Raw genomic sequence first — 21192 nt, forward strand, 5'->3', positions numbered from 1 at the left:
CCGAGGTTTCGGTGCACCTCTGCACCCGCAGACGATCTACAAATGCGCGCTCTCGTACGCCACCAGGCGGGACCTGAGCCTGGCTATCGCCGCTCCCAACTCTGCACGAGTGCTTGGAGACGCCGGTAATTCCCGCCTGAGAAGCTGATCTACCGCGTCATGAGCCAGGCGAGCTTTCTTGTAGTGCTTGCGCGCAGTCGCGTAGCTCGGCGCTCGATCGGACAGGTCCATGTGCTCAAGCGCGAGCCGGATATCCTCGGCCATGGATTCGCTGGTCTTCTGCTGACGCATCAGCAATTCCGGTGAGTATTCCAATCGCGCGCTCCAGTGTCGCGGACGATCACTCGTCGCGGTCGAGTTTCGACTGCTTGGCAAACCGGTAGTCCACGGCCGCCCCCAAGCCGAGCTCCGTCGCTTTGTGACGAACCGACTCAGACCCGCGATGCAGCTGCGCAGCCAATTGCATCACGCACTCATCCGCATGCTGCCAGCCTCTCGCAGTCCGCCCTTGCAAGAACGATTTCAGCTGCGAGATCTCATGCTCCTGCCATTCTCCCTCGGGCTCCGCCATAGACTCGCGATATCGTTCGGCCGCCTCATCGTCACGCACTGCCTGGGTCAGCACTTCGATGAGCGTCGACTTGTAGTCCGAGGGTATGTTGCTCGTGACCACGAATCGAAGCGCAGCGTGCAACGCCGCCGGCCGGTTTGAATTGCTCATGTCCTCACCCGGATGATCATCTCTCGGCCACTACGATGCACGCGCCGTCCTGCTTGCGGAAGCCCAACTCGCATTGCCAATCGTCTCCCGAATAGTTGATGAATGCATTAGGCGGCACTCTCACAGCGACGCAACTGCCAGCTTGCTTGCGAAAGCCACGGTGGCAGCGCCACTCGCTACCTGTGTCGTTGAGGTACGCATTGGTCGGCACGACGATGAGGGAGCACTGGCTGCCGCTTCGTTGAAAACCACGCTCGCACTTCCAATCGTCGCCGGAGCGCGCCAGATATGCGTTCGCTGGAAGTTCGATGGCTACACACTCGCCACCTGATTCTCTGAAGCCTCGCTCGCACTCCCATCCGACGCCGTACATCGAGTCGAGCAAATAGGCATGCGCGGGCAGCGCGATCTTCACACAGGAATCGCCGACAGCTCGATAGCCGCGATTGCAGCGCCAGCCCTGGTCATAGCTGGAGTCCACGGCATAACCGTTCGCAGGAATCTGCACGGCCGCGCAGTTCTCCCCTGAGCGGCGATACCCGCGCTCGCATTGCCACGAGCCCCGTGAATCCAGATATGCGTTCGACGGAACCACCACCCGAACACAACGCCCCTGCGTCTCCTGATAACCCCGCATGCACTCCCAACCGCCACCATAGCTTCTCTGACGTGAATTCTCGGGAATGGCGGAACTCGAATCCTGCGCGTGACTGCATATCGTGACCGTAACGAGCAATACCGCCGCACATCCGGCGACGAGCCGGTTAATCGCCGAAACGCGCAAATCGTTCTCCATGGGGACGAAGTGGCCCGCAGTGTGCGCGCATCAGCCTCCTTTAGATAGATAAATATGTTTTTCGGGACTCGCGCGCGGCAGCCTGCCGCTGATCGAACGGAAGGTTGTTGTAATCGTTCGAGTTCTACGCAGAATCTTCGGCACGCATCGCGTCCGTCACACCTCCCTCTGCGTAGGAATCCGCGAGCAGCGAAGATTTAGCTATCTATCTGGGCCAGCAAGGCGCACACTCGTTTGGTCCGGCTACATGCGCGATCGAGCAATCTACGGCGTTATCGCATCCGCATGGACAGGCGGCGCTCCAGCGCCCCCCACTGTCCTATCCCAAGCGGAGTAACCATGTTGCACGATCTATCTCGCCAGCTACGGCAACTGCTGAACGAAGGCGCCTGTTCGAAAGCCGGGCGGCGGCATCCCGCCGATACAGGCGGCAACATTATCAGATTGCGCGCACCAACCCTCACAGCCCGCGATCGGACCTCGCAGAACTGGCGACAACGCTTGTTGACCAAGCAAGGCGCCTGGATGTATGCGGCGAGCGTCGATAAGGGCGATCGTTGCTCGATCGCGATCCTGGATACGCGCGGTATGGTCGTCGCATGGCACGATACCCTGCCAGGCGCCAAGGCGTTCGATCTCAGAGTCGCTGGCGCTCACGTCTCACAGTTCTATTTGCCGCACGACGTGACTTTCGGGCGGCCACATAGCGGCCTGGTAGCCGCATGCCTTCACGGCTCCGATACACAACAGAGATGGCACCGGCGGCCGGGGGGAACGATCTTCTGGGCGGTCACAATCATCCAGGCCATGCGGCTCAAAAGCGGCGAGCTGAACGGCTATTCCCATGTGACCCGCTACGCGCAGGACCCTCGCGAGCGTATCGTGGCGGACGCGCGACGTGCGCCTCGACTGGATCCGGTGTGTTATGGAGCGATGGCAGTCGCTTGAAAAGACCATGTCGTGCGCGACGGTCGTTGCAGTTCGACGAGCACCCCAGCATGACGCTCGGCGCATCGTCTGTCGTTCCGACACATGGGAATTCCTGCGTGATCTGGGCCAGACGTTCGGCTGGCATCCCCGAGGCACCACGTATGTGACGAGTGCCCGGCAGAATCCCTCAGCGCCCGAACCGATACGCCACAACTATCAGCCGGGCGGCATGCACGACTCCAAGCGAATCGAAGCAGCGGACGCGACCGAATGGGCGAGTGCGCTGCAGGTGGCAAAGCGTTCCCCCTATTTCAGCGGAATGATGCGTGCTCACATCGGATTGGGCCGCTCGAGCGAGCAATCGCTGTTGAATATCCTGGATGAGTTCATCCAGTTCGCACACGACGGCGCATTCGTGTTCTCGCTCTGCGCGGAGGCGGAGCTTCCAACAATCGCATGAGCTCCAGGAGCAGCTACAACCTTAGCCGTGGGCGAACTGGTGTCCGCTTTGCTGCGCGCGACAGTTCGCCTCACTGGTTGACCGATTCATTCCTCGACTGCTTCTCCACGACCACCGTCCCTTTATCCACGACCATTACAAATACGCACGCAACGAAGCCGAGGAAGGCAAGCGGCCCCCACATGAACTGGAAGACGACGCGCGTTTCCTCGAGCTCCTCGATCGCAGTCGAGCGATCGCGCACAACTTTCCCGTTCACAACTATTTGCGCCGCGAATTTGTAGCTCTTATCGAGAGGCATTTTCGCCCAGAACCAATGAATCTGCCCTGCTCCACCTGCGTAGCGGGGGTGAATGCAAGTGTGCCTTCCTCCGAAGTTCTCGCGACAGGAGAACTCCTCTTTGTCACCGCCATTTCTCGTAATCATGGTACGCGGGCCCGCTCTCCCTACCGACTTGGTCGAGATCGTTCCTTCACTAAACTGCATGTCCGCCAATGACGGCACGGCCGACGCAGGAATGACAGTCAGCGCAGGCAGCAATCCGACAATAACGAACAGCGCAAACAAAAGTAGAATGCGCACCCAGAGCCACACCGGGTTTTTCCTCGGTCTGGCGCTCTCACCCAGCTTCATCGAGAATCCTCTGGATCCCATGCACAACATATGGATCCGTGTCAGCCATCGTCATCTGCGGAATGGTAGTCGCCACCGACGCCGAGTTGAATGTATTCTAATCGATCTACATTGGCCCCATCGCAGGTTATTCATGTCTTCCATTCAGCGAGTCCTGCCCATCGTCCGAGCTCTCGATGGAGCGACGCTCTCGGCAGGCACTTTCTCCGAGGCTTGTGTCAAGGCAGGCTGGCCTGCACCGGTCGACGACGGCGTCGGCCTGTGGGATGTGGAGCATCCAGATGAAGGGACGTATCTCGTCCTCGACACCACCACGAAGCCCATCACGCTCATTTGTCGATTGGAGCAGGATGACGACTACGACGCCGATGAGATGCTCGAGGACGATGAGCTTCGCCGCGAATTCGACGCGAGCTTCGAGCAAGCCCTCGCGGCGCTCCGCGCCTGCTTTCCTACCACGCTGGCCGAGGGAACCTACGAGAAGCCCTACAAGTGGCGGTTCGCGCATTTTCAGGGGCTGAATTCAGTGATCGCGCTGGAGCAGAGCGAATACGATCCGCAGTTCGGCGTGCAGCTCGTGCTCGTACTACAGCCGCTTCCTCGCAAACCGCATCGGACTGCAATTACATCGGAGTGGTAGGCGAGGCGTACTTCGACCTGGTCGCAGCCATTTTCGGACCCGACACGGCCGCTGCGAGGCTGATCTATGCATTGGTCGGCCTGTCGGCGCTGTATCAAATTTTGCCGCTGTCACGCGCCTTCCAGATCGACGAGCCTCGAGCGGAAGCTGCCGCGCGGCACGTGTGAGCTGATTGCCGGAGTACCCTACGATCGGTCGGTCCTCGAGGGGGAAGCGCGCCAACAGCGCGCTTCCCAAGTCGGATGATCGGGTGCACCCTGCCGTGCGGTCTAACGATCAACACACGCTCGAATGCTTATGTAGTTTCCTGCGCCCGTGACTCGCGTTCGGCCCGATGCTTGATGAGTCGCAGTATCGACTGGTGGAAATCGTCGAACACGAAGTCGCCCCATAGATCGCCGTAGAGCTTCAGGTTCGAGCGATTCGCGTACGTCGTCTGTAGCGTCACTTCGCACTGCTCGGCGCTCAGCGGACGGATCGTATAGGCACCGGAGACCACCGTGAAATATTCGCCGCCGATCTCCACATGCCGATCGAGCGCATCGCGCGGGATCGAGCCGGGCGGAATGTCGAAGTCATAGGAAAGTCGGTAGGGAGGTTGCCACTGTGTAACGACTTCCTTGAATTGCACGCCCTTCTCCCACTGCGACGTTCTTACCGCGCCAACGCCGGCACCATCCATCGCCGCTTGCAACGGGCGCGGTACACCGATGGCATGCGTGTAAGAGAAACCGAGTTCCTCTTTCTCGATGTTCGAGACCGATGTGAGATTGTTCCAGATCTCCGTGGCGCTCGCGTCGATCACGACGGTATTCACCACAGTGCGCTCGTGCGAATCGGGCGTCAGCCGCGATTCCAAAGGCGCGAACGCTACCGGCAGCAGCGCGAAGCAGCTCACAACCGCACCGTTGTACCTGACGAGCCGCAATGCCAGCCCCATCGCGAGACCGCCGATGATCGAGGCGATCATGAAGACTGGCAGCACCAGCATGATGCAAATCATGCCCTCGATGAACAATACGAACATCGCGATCAGGAAGAACACCATCGTGCCGATGGCCGTGCCGATCTGCGCACCCACCGAAAGACGGCCGGCGCGAGAGCCAAAGAACACGGCGATGGCGCCCGTGGCGAACGGCGCCAGCAACAGAAACGAGGTGGAAACGATCTCGTACTCGTTGTGTAAGGCATCCCACTCGAACATCAATCGCAGCAGCAGCCCATACAACGCCCCGATCACGAGGCCGATAGTGCGTGGATAGTTCTTCATTCGTGTGCCGGATGCCGCTCCTGCGGCTTGTTCATTCGCCCGGCATCCTAGCTGAATGGGCGCGACACCGAACGCCACGAGTCGTGTTTTTTACCTTCAGGCCGTGGCTTTATTTCGAGCGTTTCACCAAGTTCAGAACTTGGAGACGCGCATGAACGGACGATGTTTACAGCGAGACGCAAGTCCTTGCCGGACGGGCAGCCATGTCGTCCACTGCGCGAATGCCGTCCGCTTCGCAAACCTCCGCTCGCCAACTCGCCATCCGGGCTCTGATAGCGTCGCCGTTCCTGCTTCCAGGGGCCTACATGCTATTGATGGGCCTCGGTTGGATACCTATAGATCCATCGCGCTTGCATGTGCCTGGTTGGGTGCTCGCCATCGTGAGTCTGCCGTTCGTGGGCGTCGGCTTGTACGTTTTGGACCTCCCCTGGATCAACCAGATGCGCAACGTGATGGTCCTGATGCTGCTCGCGGTGGTCGTCATGTTCAATTGGATGGCCTTCACGCAGGAGCGGCTCTGCTTCACCAGCCATCCGCAGCGTCGGCCGCGAGAGCGTCATGAGGTTTGCGAACCAGACACGGGCAATCGCACCCCGCTCATTGCCGCGGCCTTGCTCGCCGACATCATAGTCATCGGATTCGTGGCTCGTGATTTGCGCAGGCACTTTCAATCGCGTGGGAAGCGCGCCGAGCAGCGCGCCTCCCGAACCGATTGACAGTTAGTGACGAGCTGTTTGCTGCGTCGTTTGTTGTGTCGACATCTGCTCGCTGCCGCCCTGCTCCATCGATACTCGCAGCGTGTTATGCACATCCTTCACGCCGCTGATGTCTTCGGCGCATTCCTCCGCGCGACGTTTATCGTCACGCGAGCTCACCGATCCTGACAGCGTGACTTCGCCGTTTTTGACTGTGACTTCCAGATTCGAGGCGTCGATTTCTGGATCATCGGTCAGGCGCTCGCAAACGTCCTCACGAATGCGATCGTCGGAACGCTGATAGCCGCGCGGTCCGCGGCCGCGAAATTGACCCATGCCGTATCCATATCCACCACCCCGTCCATAACCTTGGCTACTGCCGTAGCCACCGCCATAACGTTGGCTGCTACCGTAGCCACCGCCATATCCTCGGCCGTACTCCCCACGCTCATAATCCCGACCGTAGCTACCGGAACCGAATCGGCGACCCTCGTCGCGTTCGCCGTAACCTTCATAACCACCTTGACCGTAAGAGCGGCGTGAAGAGTAGTCGCTCTCAGGACTCCAGTTGCTTTCTCCCCACCGCTGACCCGCGCCGCTGTACTCGCGCTCGGAGGAGCCAAACACCCCGCCGCGCTCGCGACCATAGCGACCCTCGTCGCGCCAATCCTCACCGCTACGCCAGTCTTCGCTCATCGAGCGCCCCCATTGGCGATCACGATCCTCGCCGTGACGCTCGCGGCCTCGCCATAAATCTCTCAGTGCCATGGCAGAACTCCTCATCTAATGGTTGAGGTGAGCCGCTGCAGCAGCCCACCGGAAGTCGACTGCGCTGAAACGGATGTTCCGCACTCGCTGGCAATGCGGGACTGAAAGCACTGGTTCCGGAGATTTGCTCCGCCGACATCGATCGTGTTCGGACTCGATAAAGCCGCCACGCTTGTAGAGTTAGCGCCATGGCGCGATGCAACCGTTTCCGCGACTGCAACGGCCTGTGCTAGCGACGCTTTTGTGCTTTGGAAGAACTCGTCGAATGTCGAACGTGGCTCACCAGCGCGCGGAGCTTGGGCGCCAGGTTTCTGCGATCAGGGAAATAGAGATAGAAGCCGGGGAATCGCGGGCAGAAAGCTTCCAGCAGCGGCACCAGCTCGCCGCGCTGGAGATACGGCCGAAACGTTTCCTCCATGCCGAACGTGAGCCCGCCGCCGGCGACCGCCGTGCGAACCATGACCCACATGTCGTTCGTCGTGACTCGCGGATTGACGGCCACGTCGAACTCTCGTCCGTCTTCTTCGAATTCCCAACGATAAGGTTGGGCGCGCGGTGAAGGCCGCCAGCCGATACAGCAGTGCCGGGCTAATTCTTTTGGATGTTTCGGGGGGCGATGGCGTGCGAGATAGGATGGGGCGCCAACGACCAGTTGGCGCTGGTTGTCCGAAACCGGCACGGCGATCATGTCCTGTTCGATGACTTCACCGAGCCGCACGCCTGCGTCGTAGCCTTCGGCCACGATGTCGAACTCCTCGTCCGTGATGGTGATGTCGAGCTGAATGCCAGGATGGCTGTCGACGAAGCTCGCAAGCAGCGGACCCGAGATGAAACGCTCCGCGATGGAGGACACCGCGACCCGCAGCAGGCCCGAAGGCGCAGCCTCGCGATCGCGCGTGGCGTCGAGCGCAAGGCCGACTTCGCTGACCGCGGGCGCGACGCGCCGATAGAGTTCCTCGCCAGCCTGCGTGAGACTCACGCTCCGAGTCGTGCGTTGGACCAACGCGATACCCAGACGGTCTTCCATCCGTCGAATCGTCTGACTCACGGCGGAGCGAGTGACGCCAAGGTGACGAGCGGCGGTGGTGAAGCTCTTCGCTTCCGCGACTGCAAGGAATACCGCGACGCCATTCAGATCGACTGCCATTGGTTCGACAACCTACCGGAGCCTCTCGATCGCGGCAACCTCTTGTTCGATCAGCGACGCCGGAAAATCATTCCGCCGTGATGGAGAGTGTTCTCGTCCACGAAGTCGCCGTCAGCCGTGAACCCGGTATCGTCCCAATACTCGATGTGAGTACCGGTGATTTCATAGCGGCCCTGATAGGCGCTCTGCCGCCGCCCGCGCGCTTCGTCGTAACGACCGTTGGGTAACAGCTCGTGGCGGATGTTCCCGTCATCGGTGACCCACATGCCAACATACGGATGAGTCGACATAGTTTGCTCCTTTGGCGCCGGAATACGGCGCAGTACATCGTCATAAGGTGCGAGATCGAGAAAGGCCCACACTTCGACCGCCTTCCCGTCCTGCATGCGAAATATCCACGCGTAACGATTTCTGTACTCGCCCCCATCACGAGCAACGGCGCGGCCTTCCCAGTGCGCGATCACGTGATCTCCGTCGGCGAAGATTCGTACATCGATTGGCCGCACGTTCGACGAGAGACGCGACGTGAATGGGCGGACAGCTTTCTCCATGAAGTCGGCTCGGCCGCGGAAAACACCGGCACTGCTGCTCGATCCTTCGATGCGCCAGACCACATTCGGAGCGATCACTTCGTCGAAGAACCCCGCCCCACCCTTCGCCCAGCGATCGAATGCCGCCGTGACGATGCGCCGGTTGTCTTCGGTACGGTGTTGAGGTTCGCTCGATCCGGCTATAGCGGCCGCGAGAATCAAGCCAGCGGTCATGGCGATCAGTCCTGCGCGCCTCATCGCCCTACTCCGCCGCCAACGAGCGGCGCGCGACCTTGGCGCCGCCGAAGATGAGCTGCTGTACCAGTGGCCGATCGACGAAGCGCGCTGGGAAGATCGGATCGATTGCACTGACTTCATTGAGGCGTGCGCGCTGCTCGTCGGAGAGCGACACACTCAGTGCACCGAGGTTGTCTTCCGCCTGCGCAATCGTGCGTGCGCCCATGACTGGCGCGGTCACGGCCGGGTTCGAGAGGGTCCAGGCCAGCGCGATCTGCGAAGGTGTCGCACCGGTCTCCTGGGCCATTTCACGGACAACGTCCGCAATCCTCAATGTGCGCTCACTCAGCTGGCCGCTAGAGGCAATGACGCCTTTGCGTGTTGCTGACACGCTGGCTTCGCGTGAATCTGTCACGTCCGCGCGCGTGTACTTTCCCGTAAGCACGCCGCCACCGAGCGGCGACCAAGGCAGCACGCCCATTCCAAGCGCTGCAGCCATCGGAAGGAGCTCGTGCTCTACAGTGCGTTCGATGAGGCTATATTCGATCTGCAGGGCAACCAGGGGCGACCAGCCGCGTAGCTCCGCAAGCGTCTGCAACTGCGCGATGCGCCAGGCAGGAGTGTTGCAGATGCCGGCGTAAACAATCTTTCCGGTGCGCACCAGATCGTCGAGTGCACGCATCACCTCGTCGGGCTGCGTGGTGAAGTCCCAGGCATGCACATAGAGCAAATCGATTCGGTCCGTGCCGAGCTGCCGCAGGCTCTGCTCGACGGAACGCTGCATGTTGAGTCGGTGATTGCCGCCGGAGTTGGGATTTCCCGGCTGGCGCGCCATCGTGAATTTCGTCGCGATCACCAGGCGCTCACGCTTCTCGCGCATGAACTCGCCGAGCAGTTCTTCAGAAGCGCCATCCGTGTAGTTCACGGCGGTGTCCACAAAATTGCCGCCGCGATCCACATACATATCGAAGATGCGGCGCGCCTCCGTTGCATCGGCGCCCCAGCCCCAGTCCTTACCAAACGTCATTGTGCCGAGTGCAAGCGGTGAGACGCGCAGGCCAGAGCGGCCCAGCAGGCGGTACTCGTCAAGTGAACTCATCTCTCAGTCCTCGAAGTGCAGGAGGTTTCGCTGCCTGCCGGACAAGTTAAGTCCGGCAGACGGCGAAGAGAACTGCTCACCGCTGGACGCTGAGGTAAGGTTTTCTAACCAATGAATGCCGATCTGACGGGCCGCGGCTCACGGCGCGAGGCCATGAATCTCGCCCGGATGGCTCATCGATCCGGTCAGGTGACGACGATCGGCCGCCCGCCGGTCACAATCAACGTGTGCTCGAACTGCGCACCGCGGCTGCCGTCGGGTGTGCGGAGGGTCCACCCATCGGCGTCATCCACGGCCATGGTCGCGCTGGTCGTAAGAAACGGCTCGATAGTAATGACGAGCCCTGCTCGCAACACGGTTCGATCGTCGCGATCGTATGTGTTCGGAACACTCGGCGCTTCATGGATATAACGTCCGACGCCATGGCCGCAGAGATTGCGAATGACTTGAAAACCGCACTGCTTGGCTCGCCGCTCGACGGCGCGCCCGATGTTACGCAGAGGCTCACCCGCCCGCGCCTTCGACATGCCGTCCTCCAACGCGAGACGTGTCGCACTCAGCAACGCGCTCGCCTGCGCCGAGACCGCGCCAACGGGGAAGCTCGCCCCAGTGTCAGCCCAGTAGCCATCGAGCTCCGCGGAAACGTCGATATTGACCAGGTCTCCGGCTTTCAACACACAGTCCCGCGAGGGGACGCCATGAGCGAGCCGATCATTGACGCTGATGCAGGTGGCGCCCGGAAATCCATAGGCGAGCTGCGGAGCTGACCGCGCACCGTAACGGTCCAGAATCTGCTTGCCGATAGCGTCGAGCTCCGCTGTAGTCACGCCCGGCGCGACATGCGCACCCATGGCGTCACGGGCTTCGGCGACCACAGCGCCAATGCGTTTCAACCCTTCAATGTCCTGCTCGTCGTTGATCGACATCGTTCATTCCCCAACCGGGAGACACCTCCTGAGCTTTTTACCGCATCACGATCCGCCGGCCAACGTGAACCGGGCATTTCGGCAACGTAAATCGTCCGGAGGTCAGCCGGTAGCCACGATGGCCCGCCAAACAGCCCCTATATGAAGGTGCGCGCCGCCGCCCGCTCGGCCCTTTTTACTTTCTTCGCCGCACGCTTCTCGTCGAGCGTCCTGGTCGGTTTTTTCTTCTCGTCTTTTTTTCGATTCTCGCCCTTGCTCATAGGTCACCTTTTGATTTCTCGCCACAACGGCGATCGATCATTGACTCAGGTCGTCCTTCGGGCGTCGGTGCGATAACGAACATAGTCCGCCCGAACACAGCCGCGATCCTGCCCGGCTCGGGCACAACGCTCGCTAAGTTCGCTACCGTACCGACGCATAGGACGGCTCGGGCGCACAGTCCCCGTTCGCATCTTCGCGGGAGAACCGTCTTGCCCTCCATCTACCATCGTCGTTTGCGCCGACGTTCCGCGATTGCCCTCGGCATTTCGAGCGCAATACTGCTGGCGGCCTGCGCGGCCAACAGCACTGCCGCAGCCCAGAGCGAGGCCCGTGACCAAAAGCAGAAGTTGGAACACCGGCGCGACGTGAACGCCGACGCCCGTCGTGACGCGGACCGACTGCGCCATGAGATAGACGAGTTGCAGGCCGAGGCCATCGACCGTGGCTTGTTGCTGACGCTGGGCGACGCACTGTTCACCACCAACGACGCCACCTTGAGCCGCAGCGGCCTTTACCGGCTCAACGCCCTGGCCGGGTTTCTCGAGAACTATCCAGAGCGCGCCGTGACGATCGATGGCTATGCGGGCGCGGGCGGCTATCGGTACGACCTGGCCTTGGTCAAGCGCCGCGCCGAGGCGGTCAAGGCCTATCTCGTCCAACAAGGGATCGCTCCGAGTCGATTCACTGTACGCGGCAATCGTGCAGCTCTCCCGGACGACGGCTCTGCCCCTGCTCAGCAACCCCTGCGACGAGTCGAGGTGATCATCGAAAATTCCTCGACGTCGGGCTGAACCGCACATGCGCCGTCCTACGACCGCAAACCGCTGGCCCACGCCGCACCGCCGATACACAGGCTGCTGGCGCGAGAACCCATGGATCAACGCTGCTATGTCGCGCTCGATCGCCTCGCTGCGCGAGCAGAGCGCCGAAGAGCAGCAGCAAAAGGCCGCCCTGAGAGTTTGGGAAAATGAAGGCGGCAGCCTCGGCGCTCACCGGAGCATGCAACGATAGCCGCCAATTACAGCCTAGTGACGAGCGCGATCGATCTCACGCTTCCACGCGCACCCACAGAAGTACGCCACGGAGCACCTCCTTGAAATGGTTCCTGTTTCGCCAGCCTCGCTGGCAGCGGCCCGCGCCGCCTTGGAATAGCTCCGCGATCATTCGTGAGGAGCTGTTCAGCATCACACGACTCGAACAGCACGCTGAAAGCCTGGCGCAGTCGCAACCCGTTACGACGCGCCCACAACGCAGGCGGTCGCTCAATACACGCCTGAGCAATAACGAAGCGGTGCTGCTGGCGGCTTATCGCACCATCACTTTGGCGGCGAGCAAAGGCAGCAACATCACACCCGCGGGTGAATGGCTGGTCGACAACTATCATGTGATCGAACAACAGATCCGCAAGATCCACAACGACCTGCCGCCAAGCTTCTATCGACAGCTGCCGAGGCTTGCGGACGGCCCGTTCGCCGGCTACCCGCGTGTCCTCGGCATGGCGTGGGCCTGCGTCGCGCACAGCGACAGCCGCTTCGATCTGGAGGCGTTGCGCCGCTTCGTTCGTGCGTATCAAGTGGTGCAACCGCTGACGATCGGCGAGTTATGGGCGATGGCGATCACGCTGCGCATCGTGCTGGTGGAAAACCTCCGCCGCGCCGCCGAACGCATCGTGAGCGGTCGAGCCGAACGCGAGCAGGCCGATCGAGTCGCCGACCGACTGCTCGGAGTGAACGAACTCACGATCGATCAGCAGGCGCTGTTTCGTTACTTCCAGAAGCATGGCGAGCTCTCCGCGTCGTTCGTGGTGCAGGTGGTGAAGCGCTTGCGCGATCAGGATCCACGCGTAACGCCAGCGCTGCAGTGGCTGGAGGAGCAACTCATCGCGCGGGGAACCACATCCGATCAGATCGTCCACGACGAGCACCAGCGTCAAGGCGCGACCAACGTCACCGTACGCAACATCATCACCAGCATGCGCCTGATCTCCGACGTGAACTGGGCGGAATTCTTCGAAGCCGTGAGCCTGGTCGAGGCAGCTCTGTGCAGGGATACCGACCTGGCGCAAATGGATTTCGCCACCCGCAACCTGTATCGCGGCGCCATCGAGACTTTGTCCCGGCGTTCCGCGTACAGCGAGCTGGAAGTAACGCATGCGCTGATCGCCGCCACCCGCTCGGTCGCCGCGTCGGATCCCGACGAGCCACGCAAGCGGGACCCCGGCTACCATCTCCTGGGACGCGGACGCCCCTCCTTTGAAAGAGTCGTTGGATACCGTGCACCGCTGAACCATTGGCCGCGCACCCTGAGCAATGCAGCCGGACCCATCGGCTACATTCTTTCGGTGCTCTTGCTCGCTGTGCTCATCATCGCGGCGCCGCTGGCCGCATTGGCGGCCCAGGGAATCGCGCTGTCGTATTTGTCGGTGTGCGCACTGCTGGGAATGATTCCGGCCATCGACGTATCGGTTGCCCTGGTGAACCGTGCAGTTACGCGCGGATTCGGCGCAACGACGTTGCCTGGGTTGTCGCTGCGTAAGGGCATTCCGGCAAGCATGAGAACCATGATCGTGGTGCCGGCGCTGCTGACCACGCGCGAAGCTATCGAAACATTGCTCGAACGACTCGAGGTTCACTACCTCGCCTCCACGCACGGCGAGCTGCATCTCGCGCTGCTCCTGGACTGGACCGACGCGGCCACCGAGCATACCTCCGACGACGCAGCTCTGTTGCAGATTGCGGCTGACGGCATCGCTCGTCTGAACCGGGTCCATGACGCTCCGTCGCAGGGGATGCGCTTCTATGCATTGCATCGCCGTCGCACCTGGAGCGAGAGCCAGCAGCACTGGATGGGCTGGGAGCGCAAGCGAGGCAAACTGCATGAGTTGAATCAGCTGCTGCGTGGCGCCGTCGACACGACGTTCGTCAGTGTCGACACCGGGATGCCGCCGGTGCCGCCTGATGTTCGCTACGTCATCACACTCGACGCAGACACACGCTTGCCCAGAGAAGCCGTGCGACGTTTGGTCGGCAAGCTGGCGCATCCACTCAATCGTGCTCGATTCGATGCGACCACCGGCCGGGTCGTCGAAGGCTACGGCGTGCTTCAGCCACGGGTGACGCCTTCGCTGCCGACCGGTCGTGAAGGCTCGCTGTTCCAACGCACCTTCTCCAGCATGACCGGTATCGATCCGTATGGCGCGGCCGTCTCCGACGTCTACCAGGATCTGTTCGGCGAAGGTTCGTACGCCGGCAAAGGCATTTACGATGTCGACGCGTTCGAGTCGGCGCTGGCCGATCGGGTCCCGGCAGGCTCGCTGCTCAGCCATGACCTGTTCGAAGGCACCTTCGCACGCGCCGGGCTGGTCTCGGACATCGAGGTCATCGAAGAGTTTCCCGCGCGATACGACGTTGCCGCGGCACGCAGTCATCGCTGGGCGCGCGGCGACTGGCAGTTGCTGCCCTGGTTGCTCGGTCGACCCGACGCATCTCGACGCGGCACTGGCGGGTTGCCGCTGCTCGGCCAATGGAAGATGTTCGACAACCTGCGCCGCAGTCTGTCTCCTCCGACGGCCCTGCTCGCTCTGCTGACCGGCTGGCTGCTGTCGCTGCACGCCGCGTTGCTTTGGACTGCGTTCGTGCTAACGGCGATCGCACTACCGGCGCTCTTGCCGGCATTGGCGGCGGTAGTGCCTCGACGCGGCGTCATCGCCCGCAGTCATCTGACTGCCTGGAGTCAGGACGTGGCACTCGCCTGCAAACAAATCGCTTTGCTCATCACTTTTCTTCCGCATCAGGCATGGCTCATGTTCGACGCCATCGGCCGCACGCTGTACCGGTTGGCCGTCAGCCGACGCAACTTGCTCGAGTGGGTCACGGCGGCTCAATCGCAGCTCGCCTCGCAACCGGGCCTGGCTGGCGTCTACCGGCGCATGAGCGCAAGCGTGCTGGCTGCGCTGAGTGCGGCGGCCCTGGTCGCCTTCGGCAAGTTCGAAACAATCTGGGTGGCGCTGCCCTTCGTAGTGCTATGGACCGCGGCGCCTGCGATCGCACGACGGATCAGCGAATCGCCGCTGGTCGCCGGTCGCCTGCCGGTCTCCGCCGCCGACCGTCGGGCGTTACGCCTGATCGCGCGTCGCACCTGGCGGTATTTCGAAACGTTCGTCACCGCCGACGACCACATGCTGCCGCCGGACAACTTCCAAGAGGATCCGCAACCCGTGGTGGCGCATCGTACGTCGCCGACCAATATGGGCTTGTATCTGCTGTGCGCCGTCAGTGCTCGCGACTTCGGCTGGACCGGAACGCTGGAAAGCGTCGAACGCCTGGAAGCAACGCTGGCGACCATGCAGCGATTGCAACGTTTTCGCGGCCACTTCTACAACTGGTATGACACGCGCGATCTGCGAGCGCTCGAACCGCAGTATGTATCTTCGGTGGACAGCGGCAATCTGGCCGCGCACCTGGCCACAGTCGCCAATGCATGTCATGAGTGGCTTCGTGTCCCGATCGACACCGCGGCTCACTTCGGCGGAGTGGCGGATGCCGTCCATCTGGTCCGCGATGCTTTGCTGAAACTTCCCGACGATGATCGCACTCAGGCGCTCACGCGGCACCAGCTGGCAGCGGCCGTGACGGAACTATCCGCAGCTTTCGAGCGCGACACTCCGACAACAGATATCACGACTACCCTCGTCCACGCCGACACGCAAGCGACCATCTTGTGCGACGGGGCTCGCGCCCTGGCGAGCGAACATGATGCGTCGGCGTACCAAGACCTGCTCTTCTGGGCGGAGGCAACGCAGCGCTCGATCGGAAGCTGGCAACGCGATATCGACGCGGGGGCAAACGCGGACCAGAACATACCGGGACGGCTGCTGGCGCTGGCAGCCACCGCACGCGCGCTGGCCCTGGCGATGGAATTCGGTTTCCTCCTCGATCCCGAACGCAAGCTGCTTTCCATCGGGTATCGTGTGCCAGAGGGCGCGCTCGATGAGAGTTGCTACGACTTGCTGGCATCCGAGGCGCGTCTCGCGAGCTTCTTCTCCGTCGCGAAAAACGATGTGCCGGCAAGCCACTGGTTCAGGCTCGGTCGCGCAGTCACGCCCGTCGGACGTGGCGCGGCGCTGATCTCCTGGTCAGGTTCGATGTTCGAATACCTGATGCCATCGCTCGTCATGCGCGCACCGGCAGGCAGCCTGCTGGAGCAGACCAGCCGCCTCATCGTGCGCCGACAGATGAGCTACGGCGCATCGCTGGACGTTCCTTGGGGCGTCTCCGAATCTGCCTACGGCGCGCGCGATCTCGAGCTCACTTATCAGTATTCCAATTTCGGCGTGCCGGGCCTCGGGCTCAAGCGCGGCCTGAGCGAGAATCTCGTCATCGCGCCGTACGCAACGGCTCTTGCCGCCATGGTCGATCCCAAAGCGGCGATGCAGAACTATGCGCGCCTTACCAGTGTAGGCGCGCTCGGCAAGTACGGCTTCTATGAAGCACTCGACTACACACGCACCCGCCTGCCAGAGGGCGCCGATGTCGTGATCGTCAAGGCATTCATGGCGCACCATCAAGGAATGACCGTCGTGGCTGCCGCCAATGTTTTGTTCGACGGAAGGATGCGTGCGCGATTCCACTTCGACGCCATGGTGCAGGCGGCCGAGTTGCTGTTGCACGAGCGGACACCGCGCGATGTGTCCGTGGCTCATCCACGAGCCGAAGAAATGAAAGCCGCCGCGCGTAGCGACAAGCAACAACTGCCGACGTTGCGACGGCTTCACACAGCGCACTCCGCCACTCCGCAGACACATATTCTCTCGAACGGACGCTATGCGGTGATGCTCAGCGGCGCCGGGTCTGGTTACAGCCGGTGGGGCGACATCGGCATAACGCGTTTCCAGGAAGACGCCACGCGCGATGATTCGGGTAGCTACGTGTTCGTGCGGGACGTCGCCACCGGCGCTGTTTGGTCGGCCGGCTTTCAACCGTGCGGCGTCGAGCCCGACAGTTATGAAGTCATATTCAGCGAAGACCGGGCGGAGTTCGCCCGCGTCGACGCGACCCTCATCACGAGCCTCGAGGTCGTCGTATCCCCGGAGGACAATGCCGAGGTCCGACGTGTGTCGATTGCGAATACGGGCAGTATCGCAGTCGATCTCGATGTCACCTCTTACAGCGAGCTCACGCTTGCCCCACCCGCGGCCGATGCGGCTCATCCCGCGTTCTCGAAGCTGTTCGTCCAGACCGAGTTCGTCGCCAATCTTGGCGTGCTGCTGGCAACGAGGCGACGGCGCTCCAGCACCGAGCCCGAAATCTGGGCGGCCCATCACGTGGCCGTCGAAGGCGCCCTCATAGGGACGCTGGAATACGAAACCGATCGCGCCCGCTTTCTCGGGCGAGGCCGCGAAGTTCATGAACCGGTCGCAGTTATGGATGGCCGGCCGCTGTCGAATACCGTCGGCGCCGTCCTCGATCCGGTGTTCGCGCTGAGACACCGGGTCCGCATCCAGCCAGGAGCGATGGCGCGGCTATCGTTCTGGACTTGCGCTTCAGCCACTCGCGCCAGCGTGCTGAACCTGTTCGACAAACATCGCGATCCCAACGCCTTCGGCCGCGCCGCCACGCTGGCATGGACACAGGCGCAGGTACAACTCCATCACCTGGGCATCACCGCGGAAGAAGCACACTTGTTTCAATGTGTCGCCGGCCATGTCTTGCTCGCCGATGCTTCCCTGAGGCCTTCCTCGACAGCGATTCAACGCGGCGGTTGCACGCGCCCCGCCCTTTGGGCGCATGGCATCTCGGGCGATGTGCCGATCGTGCTGTTACGGATCGAGCATATCGAAGACATGGCAATCGCCCGGCAACTGCTACAGGCGCATGAGTACTGGCGATTGAAGCAACTCGCCGTGGATCTGGTGATCCTGAACGAGCGCGCCGCTTCCTATGTGCAGGACCTGCAGGTTGCTCTCGAGGGCATGGTCCGCACGCGCCAATCGCAACCGCAGCTTCATGTCGACAACACAAAGGGTTCAGTCTTCGTGCTGCGCACCGATCTGGTTTCCGCCGAGACGCGTGCGACGTTGTCGTCAGTTGCGCGAGCGGTTTTCATCGGCGCGCGAGGCACGCTTGCAGATCAACTTCACCGTCGCTCCGGCGCTGCGGACGTTCCGACAGGAATGAGGCGGTCGAGGCCGAGTATCGGCACTCGCACCGGCGTCACGGCGCCGCCGACACTGGAATTCTTCAACGGCATGGGCGGCTTCGCCGATGACGGGCGCGAGTACGCGGTCACGCTCGATGCCGGACAGACGACGCCGGCGCCATGGATCAACGTGATCGCCAATCCGCACTTCGGCTTTCAGGTCTCGGCCGATGGCGGCGGCTATACCTGGTCGGTCAACAGCCGCGAAAATCAGCTCACGCACTGGTGCAACGATCCCGTAACCGATCGGCCCGGAGAAGTTCTGTACGTGCGCGATGAGGATACCGGAGCGCTATGGGGCCCAAGTCTCGCGCCGGCCTGCGATGGCGGCGCGCCCTATCATGTTCGTCACGGCCACGGCTATAGCGTCTTCGAGCATCACGCCCATGAGGTCGCGCTCGATCTGCTGATGTATGTTCCACCAGAGGATTCCATCAAGATATCTCGCCTGCGGATCCGCAACACTTCGACGCGGAATCGGCGCCTCTCCGTGACTGCCTACGTCGAATGGGTTCTGGGAACCTCACGCGCCGCGTCCGCGCCGTTCGTCGTGACGGAAATGGATGTGCGCACCGGCGCGATGTTCGCTCGCAATCCTTGGAATTCGCAGTTCGCCTCGCGCGTCGCGTTTGCAGATCTCGCTGATCGGCAAACGCAATGGACTGGCGACCGCCGCGAGTTCCTCGGCCGGCATGGCACGCTCGCTCAACCGGCCGCGCTGAGCGGCGACGCTCCGCTCTCCGGGCGCGTCGGAGCCGGGCTCGATCCCTGCTGCGCGTTGCAGACGGCAATCACGCTCGAGCCGGACGAATGCATCGAGATTGTTTTTCTGTTGGGAGAGGCCGCGAGCGCGGCCGATGCACAGTTGCTGCTGAAGCACTATCGCAACGTCGATCTCGATGCCGTGCTCGTCCGCGTCAAGGATTTCTGGGCCGAGGCGCTCGGGGCGATTCGAGTCAAAACGCCGGATCGCTCCATGGATCTGATGCTGAATGGCTGGCTGCAGTATCAAACCTTAGCTTGTCGTATCTGGGCGCGTTCGGCGTTTTATCAGGCCAGCGGCGCCTACGGATTCCGCGACCAGTTGCAGGACGGGATGGCGATCGTGACATCGCAGCCAACGCTCACTCGTGAACATCTGCTGCGCACAGCCGGCCGTCAGTTCCCGCAAGGCGATGTGCAGCACTGGTGGCTGCCAACGACCGGGCAAGGCGTTCGTACGCGCATCAGCGACGATCGGGTCTGGCTGGCATACGCCGCCGTGCACTACCTCACCAGAACCGGCGACGCCGCGATCCTGGATGAAAGCATCGCGTATCTCGAAGGCGGCGCGCTGGAGCCAGGGCAGGACGACGCGTACTTCCAGCCGAACACTTCCGATATCGCCGCGACATTGTTCGAGCATTGCGCTCGCGCTCTGGACGATAGCCTCGCGCTCGGTGCGCACGGCTTGCCATTGATAGGAACCGGTGACTGGAACGACGGAATGAATCGCGTCGGCGAGCATGGCCGCGGCGAGAGCGTTTGGCTCGGATGGTTTCTGCACACGACGCTCTGCGCCTTCGCACCTTTCGCCATCGCCCGGAACGAAATTGCGCGTGCCCAGAGCTGGCTGGCTCACGCCGCGAAGCTACGCGAATCGCTCGAACGCGAAGCCTGGGACGGCAACTGGTATCGGCGCGGATACTATGACGACGGTACGCCGCTGGGATCGGCAGCCAGCGACGAGTGCCGCATCGACTCCATTGCACAGTCCTGGAGTGTCATCTCGGGCGTTGCGGATGCGACGCGCGCCGCTCGAGCCATGGCGGCGGTCGATGAGTTGCTCATCCGGCCGGACGACGGTCTTGCGTTGCTGTTCACGCCGCCGTTCGATCGCACGTCGCTCGATCCCGGCTACGTCAAAAGTTATCCACCCGGCATTCGGGAGAATGGCGGACAGTACACTCACGCCTCCGCGTGGGCCGTCATTGCCTTCGCTCAGCTGGGACTGGGAAACGAGGCAGCCGCGTTGTTTTCACTGCTGAACCCGATCAACCGTTCGAGCACACGCACGGCGGTGCGCCGTTACAAAGTGGAGCCGTACGTCGTCGCCGCTGACGTTTACTCAGTGGCTCCTCACGTGGGACGCGGCGGCTGGACGTGGTACACCGGCTCCGCGGGATGGCTGTATCGCGCCGGCATCGAAGCCATTCTCGGTTTGCACGTTCAGGGAACGCAGCTGCTGCTGACGCCTTGCATTCCGAAAGAATGGCCGCGCTTCGACGTGGTCTTCAAATATCGATCGGCGCGCTATGAAATCGCCGTCGTGAATCCCGATGGCGTCAATCGTGGCGTGACTGCTGTCGCTCTCGACGGAGTCTCGCTGCCCGCAGGCGAATCGCGCATACAGCTACTGGACGACGGAACCCTTCATCGCGTCGAGCTGACTCTCGGTTCAGTCGAGGCGGCGCACGTCCAGTAGATCCCGGACGCGCCGCACGCCCCGGACGTGCTCCGCGACCTGCAATGCTTCGATGTGCACGATTTCCGTGTCGACGAAGCCTGTGAGCTCGACGATTCCATGCAGCGTGTCGACGCAAATGGCATAGCTGGCGGTGAGCGGATCCTCTCCCAAGGCGGCTCTCACTTTCGCCGTGATGACACCGTCCGTGATCGCCTCTCCTATCGGCTGTTGGGTGTTCATGACGATCTCCGCTGTCAATTACCTTCTTATGCGCCTTCCGCGGCAGGAATGCCATAGCTGCCGGCCCGGCGTCTTCGCTCGAGCAAGTTGAACTCCGCGCCACCAGGCCAATGTTCGTTACCGCACAGAGCCTTCGGCGCCAGCAGAGGAAACTTCCACCCTAGGCATATTAAACATCCGCTCGAAGCAGACGCC

At 62.0% G+C, this 21192-nt stretch carries 18 protein-coding genes and 2 pseudogenes; 7 read left to right on the forward strand and 13 right to left on the reverse strand.

Translation table 11 applies throughout. The features are described 5' to 3' along the window. Positions 1-36: 36 nt before the first annotated feature. From VGD45_RS11885 to VGD45_RS11895, 3 genes are read right to left on the reverse strand one after another with little or no spacing between them, the layout of a single operon-like run. Positions 37-315, reverse strand: a complete 279-nt coding sequence (locus VGD45_RS11885; protein ID WP_331155519.1) for a hypothetical protein — start codon at positions 313-315, stop codon at positions 37-39. A gap of 25 nt (positions 316-340) precedes the next feature. Beyond that, a complete protein-coding gene (locus VGD45_RS11890; protein ID WP_331155520.1) occupies positions 341-721 on the reverse strand; it encodes a hypothetical protein in 381 nt (126 codons plus the stop codon). A 16-nt stretch (positions 722-737) separates the two neighbouring features. Beyond that, positions 738-1229 carry a hypothetical protein gene (locus VGD45_RS11895; protein WP_331155521.1) on the reverse strand — a complete coding sequence of 164 codons (492 nt, stop codon included), beginning with the start codon at positions 1227-1229 and terminating at the stop codon, positions 738-740. 627 nt (positions 1230-1856) lie between these two features. On the opposite strand from VGD45_RS11895, the gene VGD45_RS11900 reads away from it, so the two are divergent. Beyond that, positions 1857-2465, forward strand: a complete 609-nt coding sequence (locus tag VGD45_RS11900; protein WP_331155522.1) for a hypothetical protein — start codon at positions 1857-1859, stop codon at positions 2463-2465. A gap of 7 nt (positions 2466-2472) precedes the next feature. Beyond that, positions 2473-2907: a hypothetical protein gene (locus tag VGD45_RS11905; protein WP_331155523.1), complete on the forward strand. Its 435-nt coding sequence runs from the start codon at positions 2473-2475 to the stop codon at positions 2905-2907. A 70-nt stretch (positions 2908-2977) separates the two neighbouring features. On the opposite strand, the gene VGD45_RS11910 is transcribed toward VGD45_RS11905, so the two are convergent. Continuing rightward, entirely contained in the window at positions 2978-3541 is a 564-nt protein-coding gene (locus tag VGD45_RS11910) for a hypothetical protein (RefSeq protein WP_331155524.1), read from the reverse strand. Positions 3542-3674: 133 nt separating this feature from the next. On the opposite strand from VGD45_RS11910, the gene VGD45_RS11915 reads away from it, so the two are divergent. Together VGD45_RS11915 and VGD45_RS11920 are read left to right on the forward strand one after the other, a co-directional pair. Continuing rightward, positions 3675-4181: a hypothetical protein gene (locus VGD45_RS11915; RefSeq protein WP_331155525.1), complete on the forward strand. Its 507-nt coding sequence runs from the start codon at positions 3675-3677 to the stop codon at positions 4179-4181. After that, complete coding sequence (locus VGD45_RS11920) at positions 4175-4348, forward strand: DUF378 domain-containing protein (RefSeq protein WP_331155526.1); 174 nt, start codon at positions 4175-4177, stop codon at positions 4346-4348. The genes VGD45_RS11915 and VGD45_RS11920 overlap by 7 nt, the downstream gene beginning before the upstream one ends. A gap of 128 nt (positions 4349-4476) precedes the next feature. On the opposite strand, the gene VGD45_RS11925 is transcribed toward VGD45_RS11920, so the two are convergent. Continuing rightward, a complete protein-coding gene (locus VGD45_RS11925; protein WP_331155527.1) occupies positions 4477-5451 on the reverse strand; it encodes a hypothetical protein in 975 nt (324 codons plus the stop codon). A 305-nt stretch (positions 5452-5756) separates the two neighbouring features. Between VGD45_RS11925 and VGD45_RS11930 the strand changes: the two genes are divergently transcribed. Next, positions 5757-6167, forward strand: coding sequence for a hypothetical protein (locus VGD45_RS11930; RefSeq protein ID WP_331155528.1), 411 nt, complete (start codon positions 5757-5759; stop codon positions 6165-6167). Positions 6168-6170: 3 nt separating this feature from the next. Here VGD45_RS11930 and VGD45_RS11935 read toward each other — a convergent pair whose 3' ends face one another. The 7 genes and pseudogenes from VGD45_RS11935 to VGD45_RS11960 all read right to left on the reverse strand — a co-directional run bounded on the left by VGD45_RS11935 (position 6171) and on the right by VGD45_RS11960 (position 11113). After that, positions 6171-6914, reverse strand: coding sequence for a BON domain-containing protein (locus VGD45_RS11935; RefSeq protein WP_331155529.1), 744 nt, complete (start codon positions 6912-6914; stop codon positions 6171-6173). 229 nt (positions 6915-7143) lie between these two features. Beyond that, the gene (locus tag VGD45_RS11940; RefSeq protein WP_331155530.1) at positions 7144-8061 is read right to left on the reverse strand and encodes a LysR family transcriptional regulator; all 918 of its coding nucleotides are present in this window, start codon (positions 8059-8061) and stop codon (positions 7144-7146) included. A gap of 50 nt (positions 8062-8111) precedes the next feature. Next, positions 8112-8360, reverse strand: a pseudogene (locus tag VGD45_RS34105) (Atu4866 domain-containing protein); the annotation flags it as partial. 15 nt (positions 8361-8375) lie between these two features. Next, positions 8376-8849: pseudogene (locus VGD45_RS34110) on the reverse strand (nuclear transport factor 2 family protein); the annotation flags it as partial. Between the two features lie 4 nt (positions 8850-8853). Beyond that, on the reverse strand, positions 8854-9927 hold the full coding sequence (locus tag VGD45_RS11950; protein ID WP_331155532.1) for an aldo/keto reductase: 1074 nt from the start codon (positions 9925-9927) through the stop codon (positions 8854-8856). 185 nt (positions 9928-10112) lie between these two features. Continuing rightward, entirely contained in the window at positions 10113-10853 is a 741-nt protein-coding gene (gene map / locus VGD45_RS11955) for a type I methionyl aminopeptidase (protein WP_331155533.1), read from the reverse strand. Between the two features lie 137 nt (positions 10854-10990). Then, positions 10991-11113: a hypothetical protein gene (locus tag VGD45_RS11960; protein ID WP_331155534.1), complete on the reverse strand. Its 123-nt coding sequence runs from the start codon at positions 11111-11113 to the stop codon at positions 10991-10993. 234 nt (positions 11114-11347) lie between these two features. On the opposite strand from VGD45_RS11960, the gene VGD45_RS11965 reads away from it, so the two are divergent. Continuing rightward, positions 11348-11905, forward strand: a complete 558-nt coding sequence (locus VGD45_RS11965; RefSeq protein ID WP_331155535.1) for an OmpA family protein — start codon at positions 11348-11350, stop codon at positions 11903-11905. Between the two features lie 302 nt (positions 11906-12207). Beyond that, a complete protein-coding gene (locus VGD45_RS11970) occupies positions 12208-20775 on the forward strand; it encodes a GH36-type glycosyl hydrolase domain-containing protein (protein ID WP_331155536.1) in 8568 nt (2855 codons plus the stop codon). Here the strand turns inward: VGD45_RS11970 and VGD45_RS11975 are convergent. After that, positions 20749-20997 (reverse strand): BON domain-containing protein, encoded by a 249-nt coding sequence (locus VGD45_RS11975; RefSeq protein WP_331155537.1) that lies wholly within the window; start codon positions 20995-20997, stop codon positions 20749-20751. The genes VGD45_RS11970 and VGD45_RS11975 overlap by 27 nt on opposite strands. Between the last annotated feature and the right edge of the window lie 195 nt (positions 20998-21192).

Origin of the sequence: Steroidobacter sp. (assembly GCF_036402275.1) — a bacterium.
In the GTDB taxonomy this organism is placed as follows: domain Bacteria; phylum Pseudomonadota; class Gammaproteobacteria; order Steroidobacterales; family Steroidobacteraceae; genus Steroidobacter.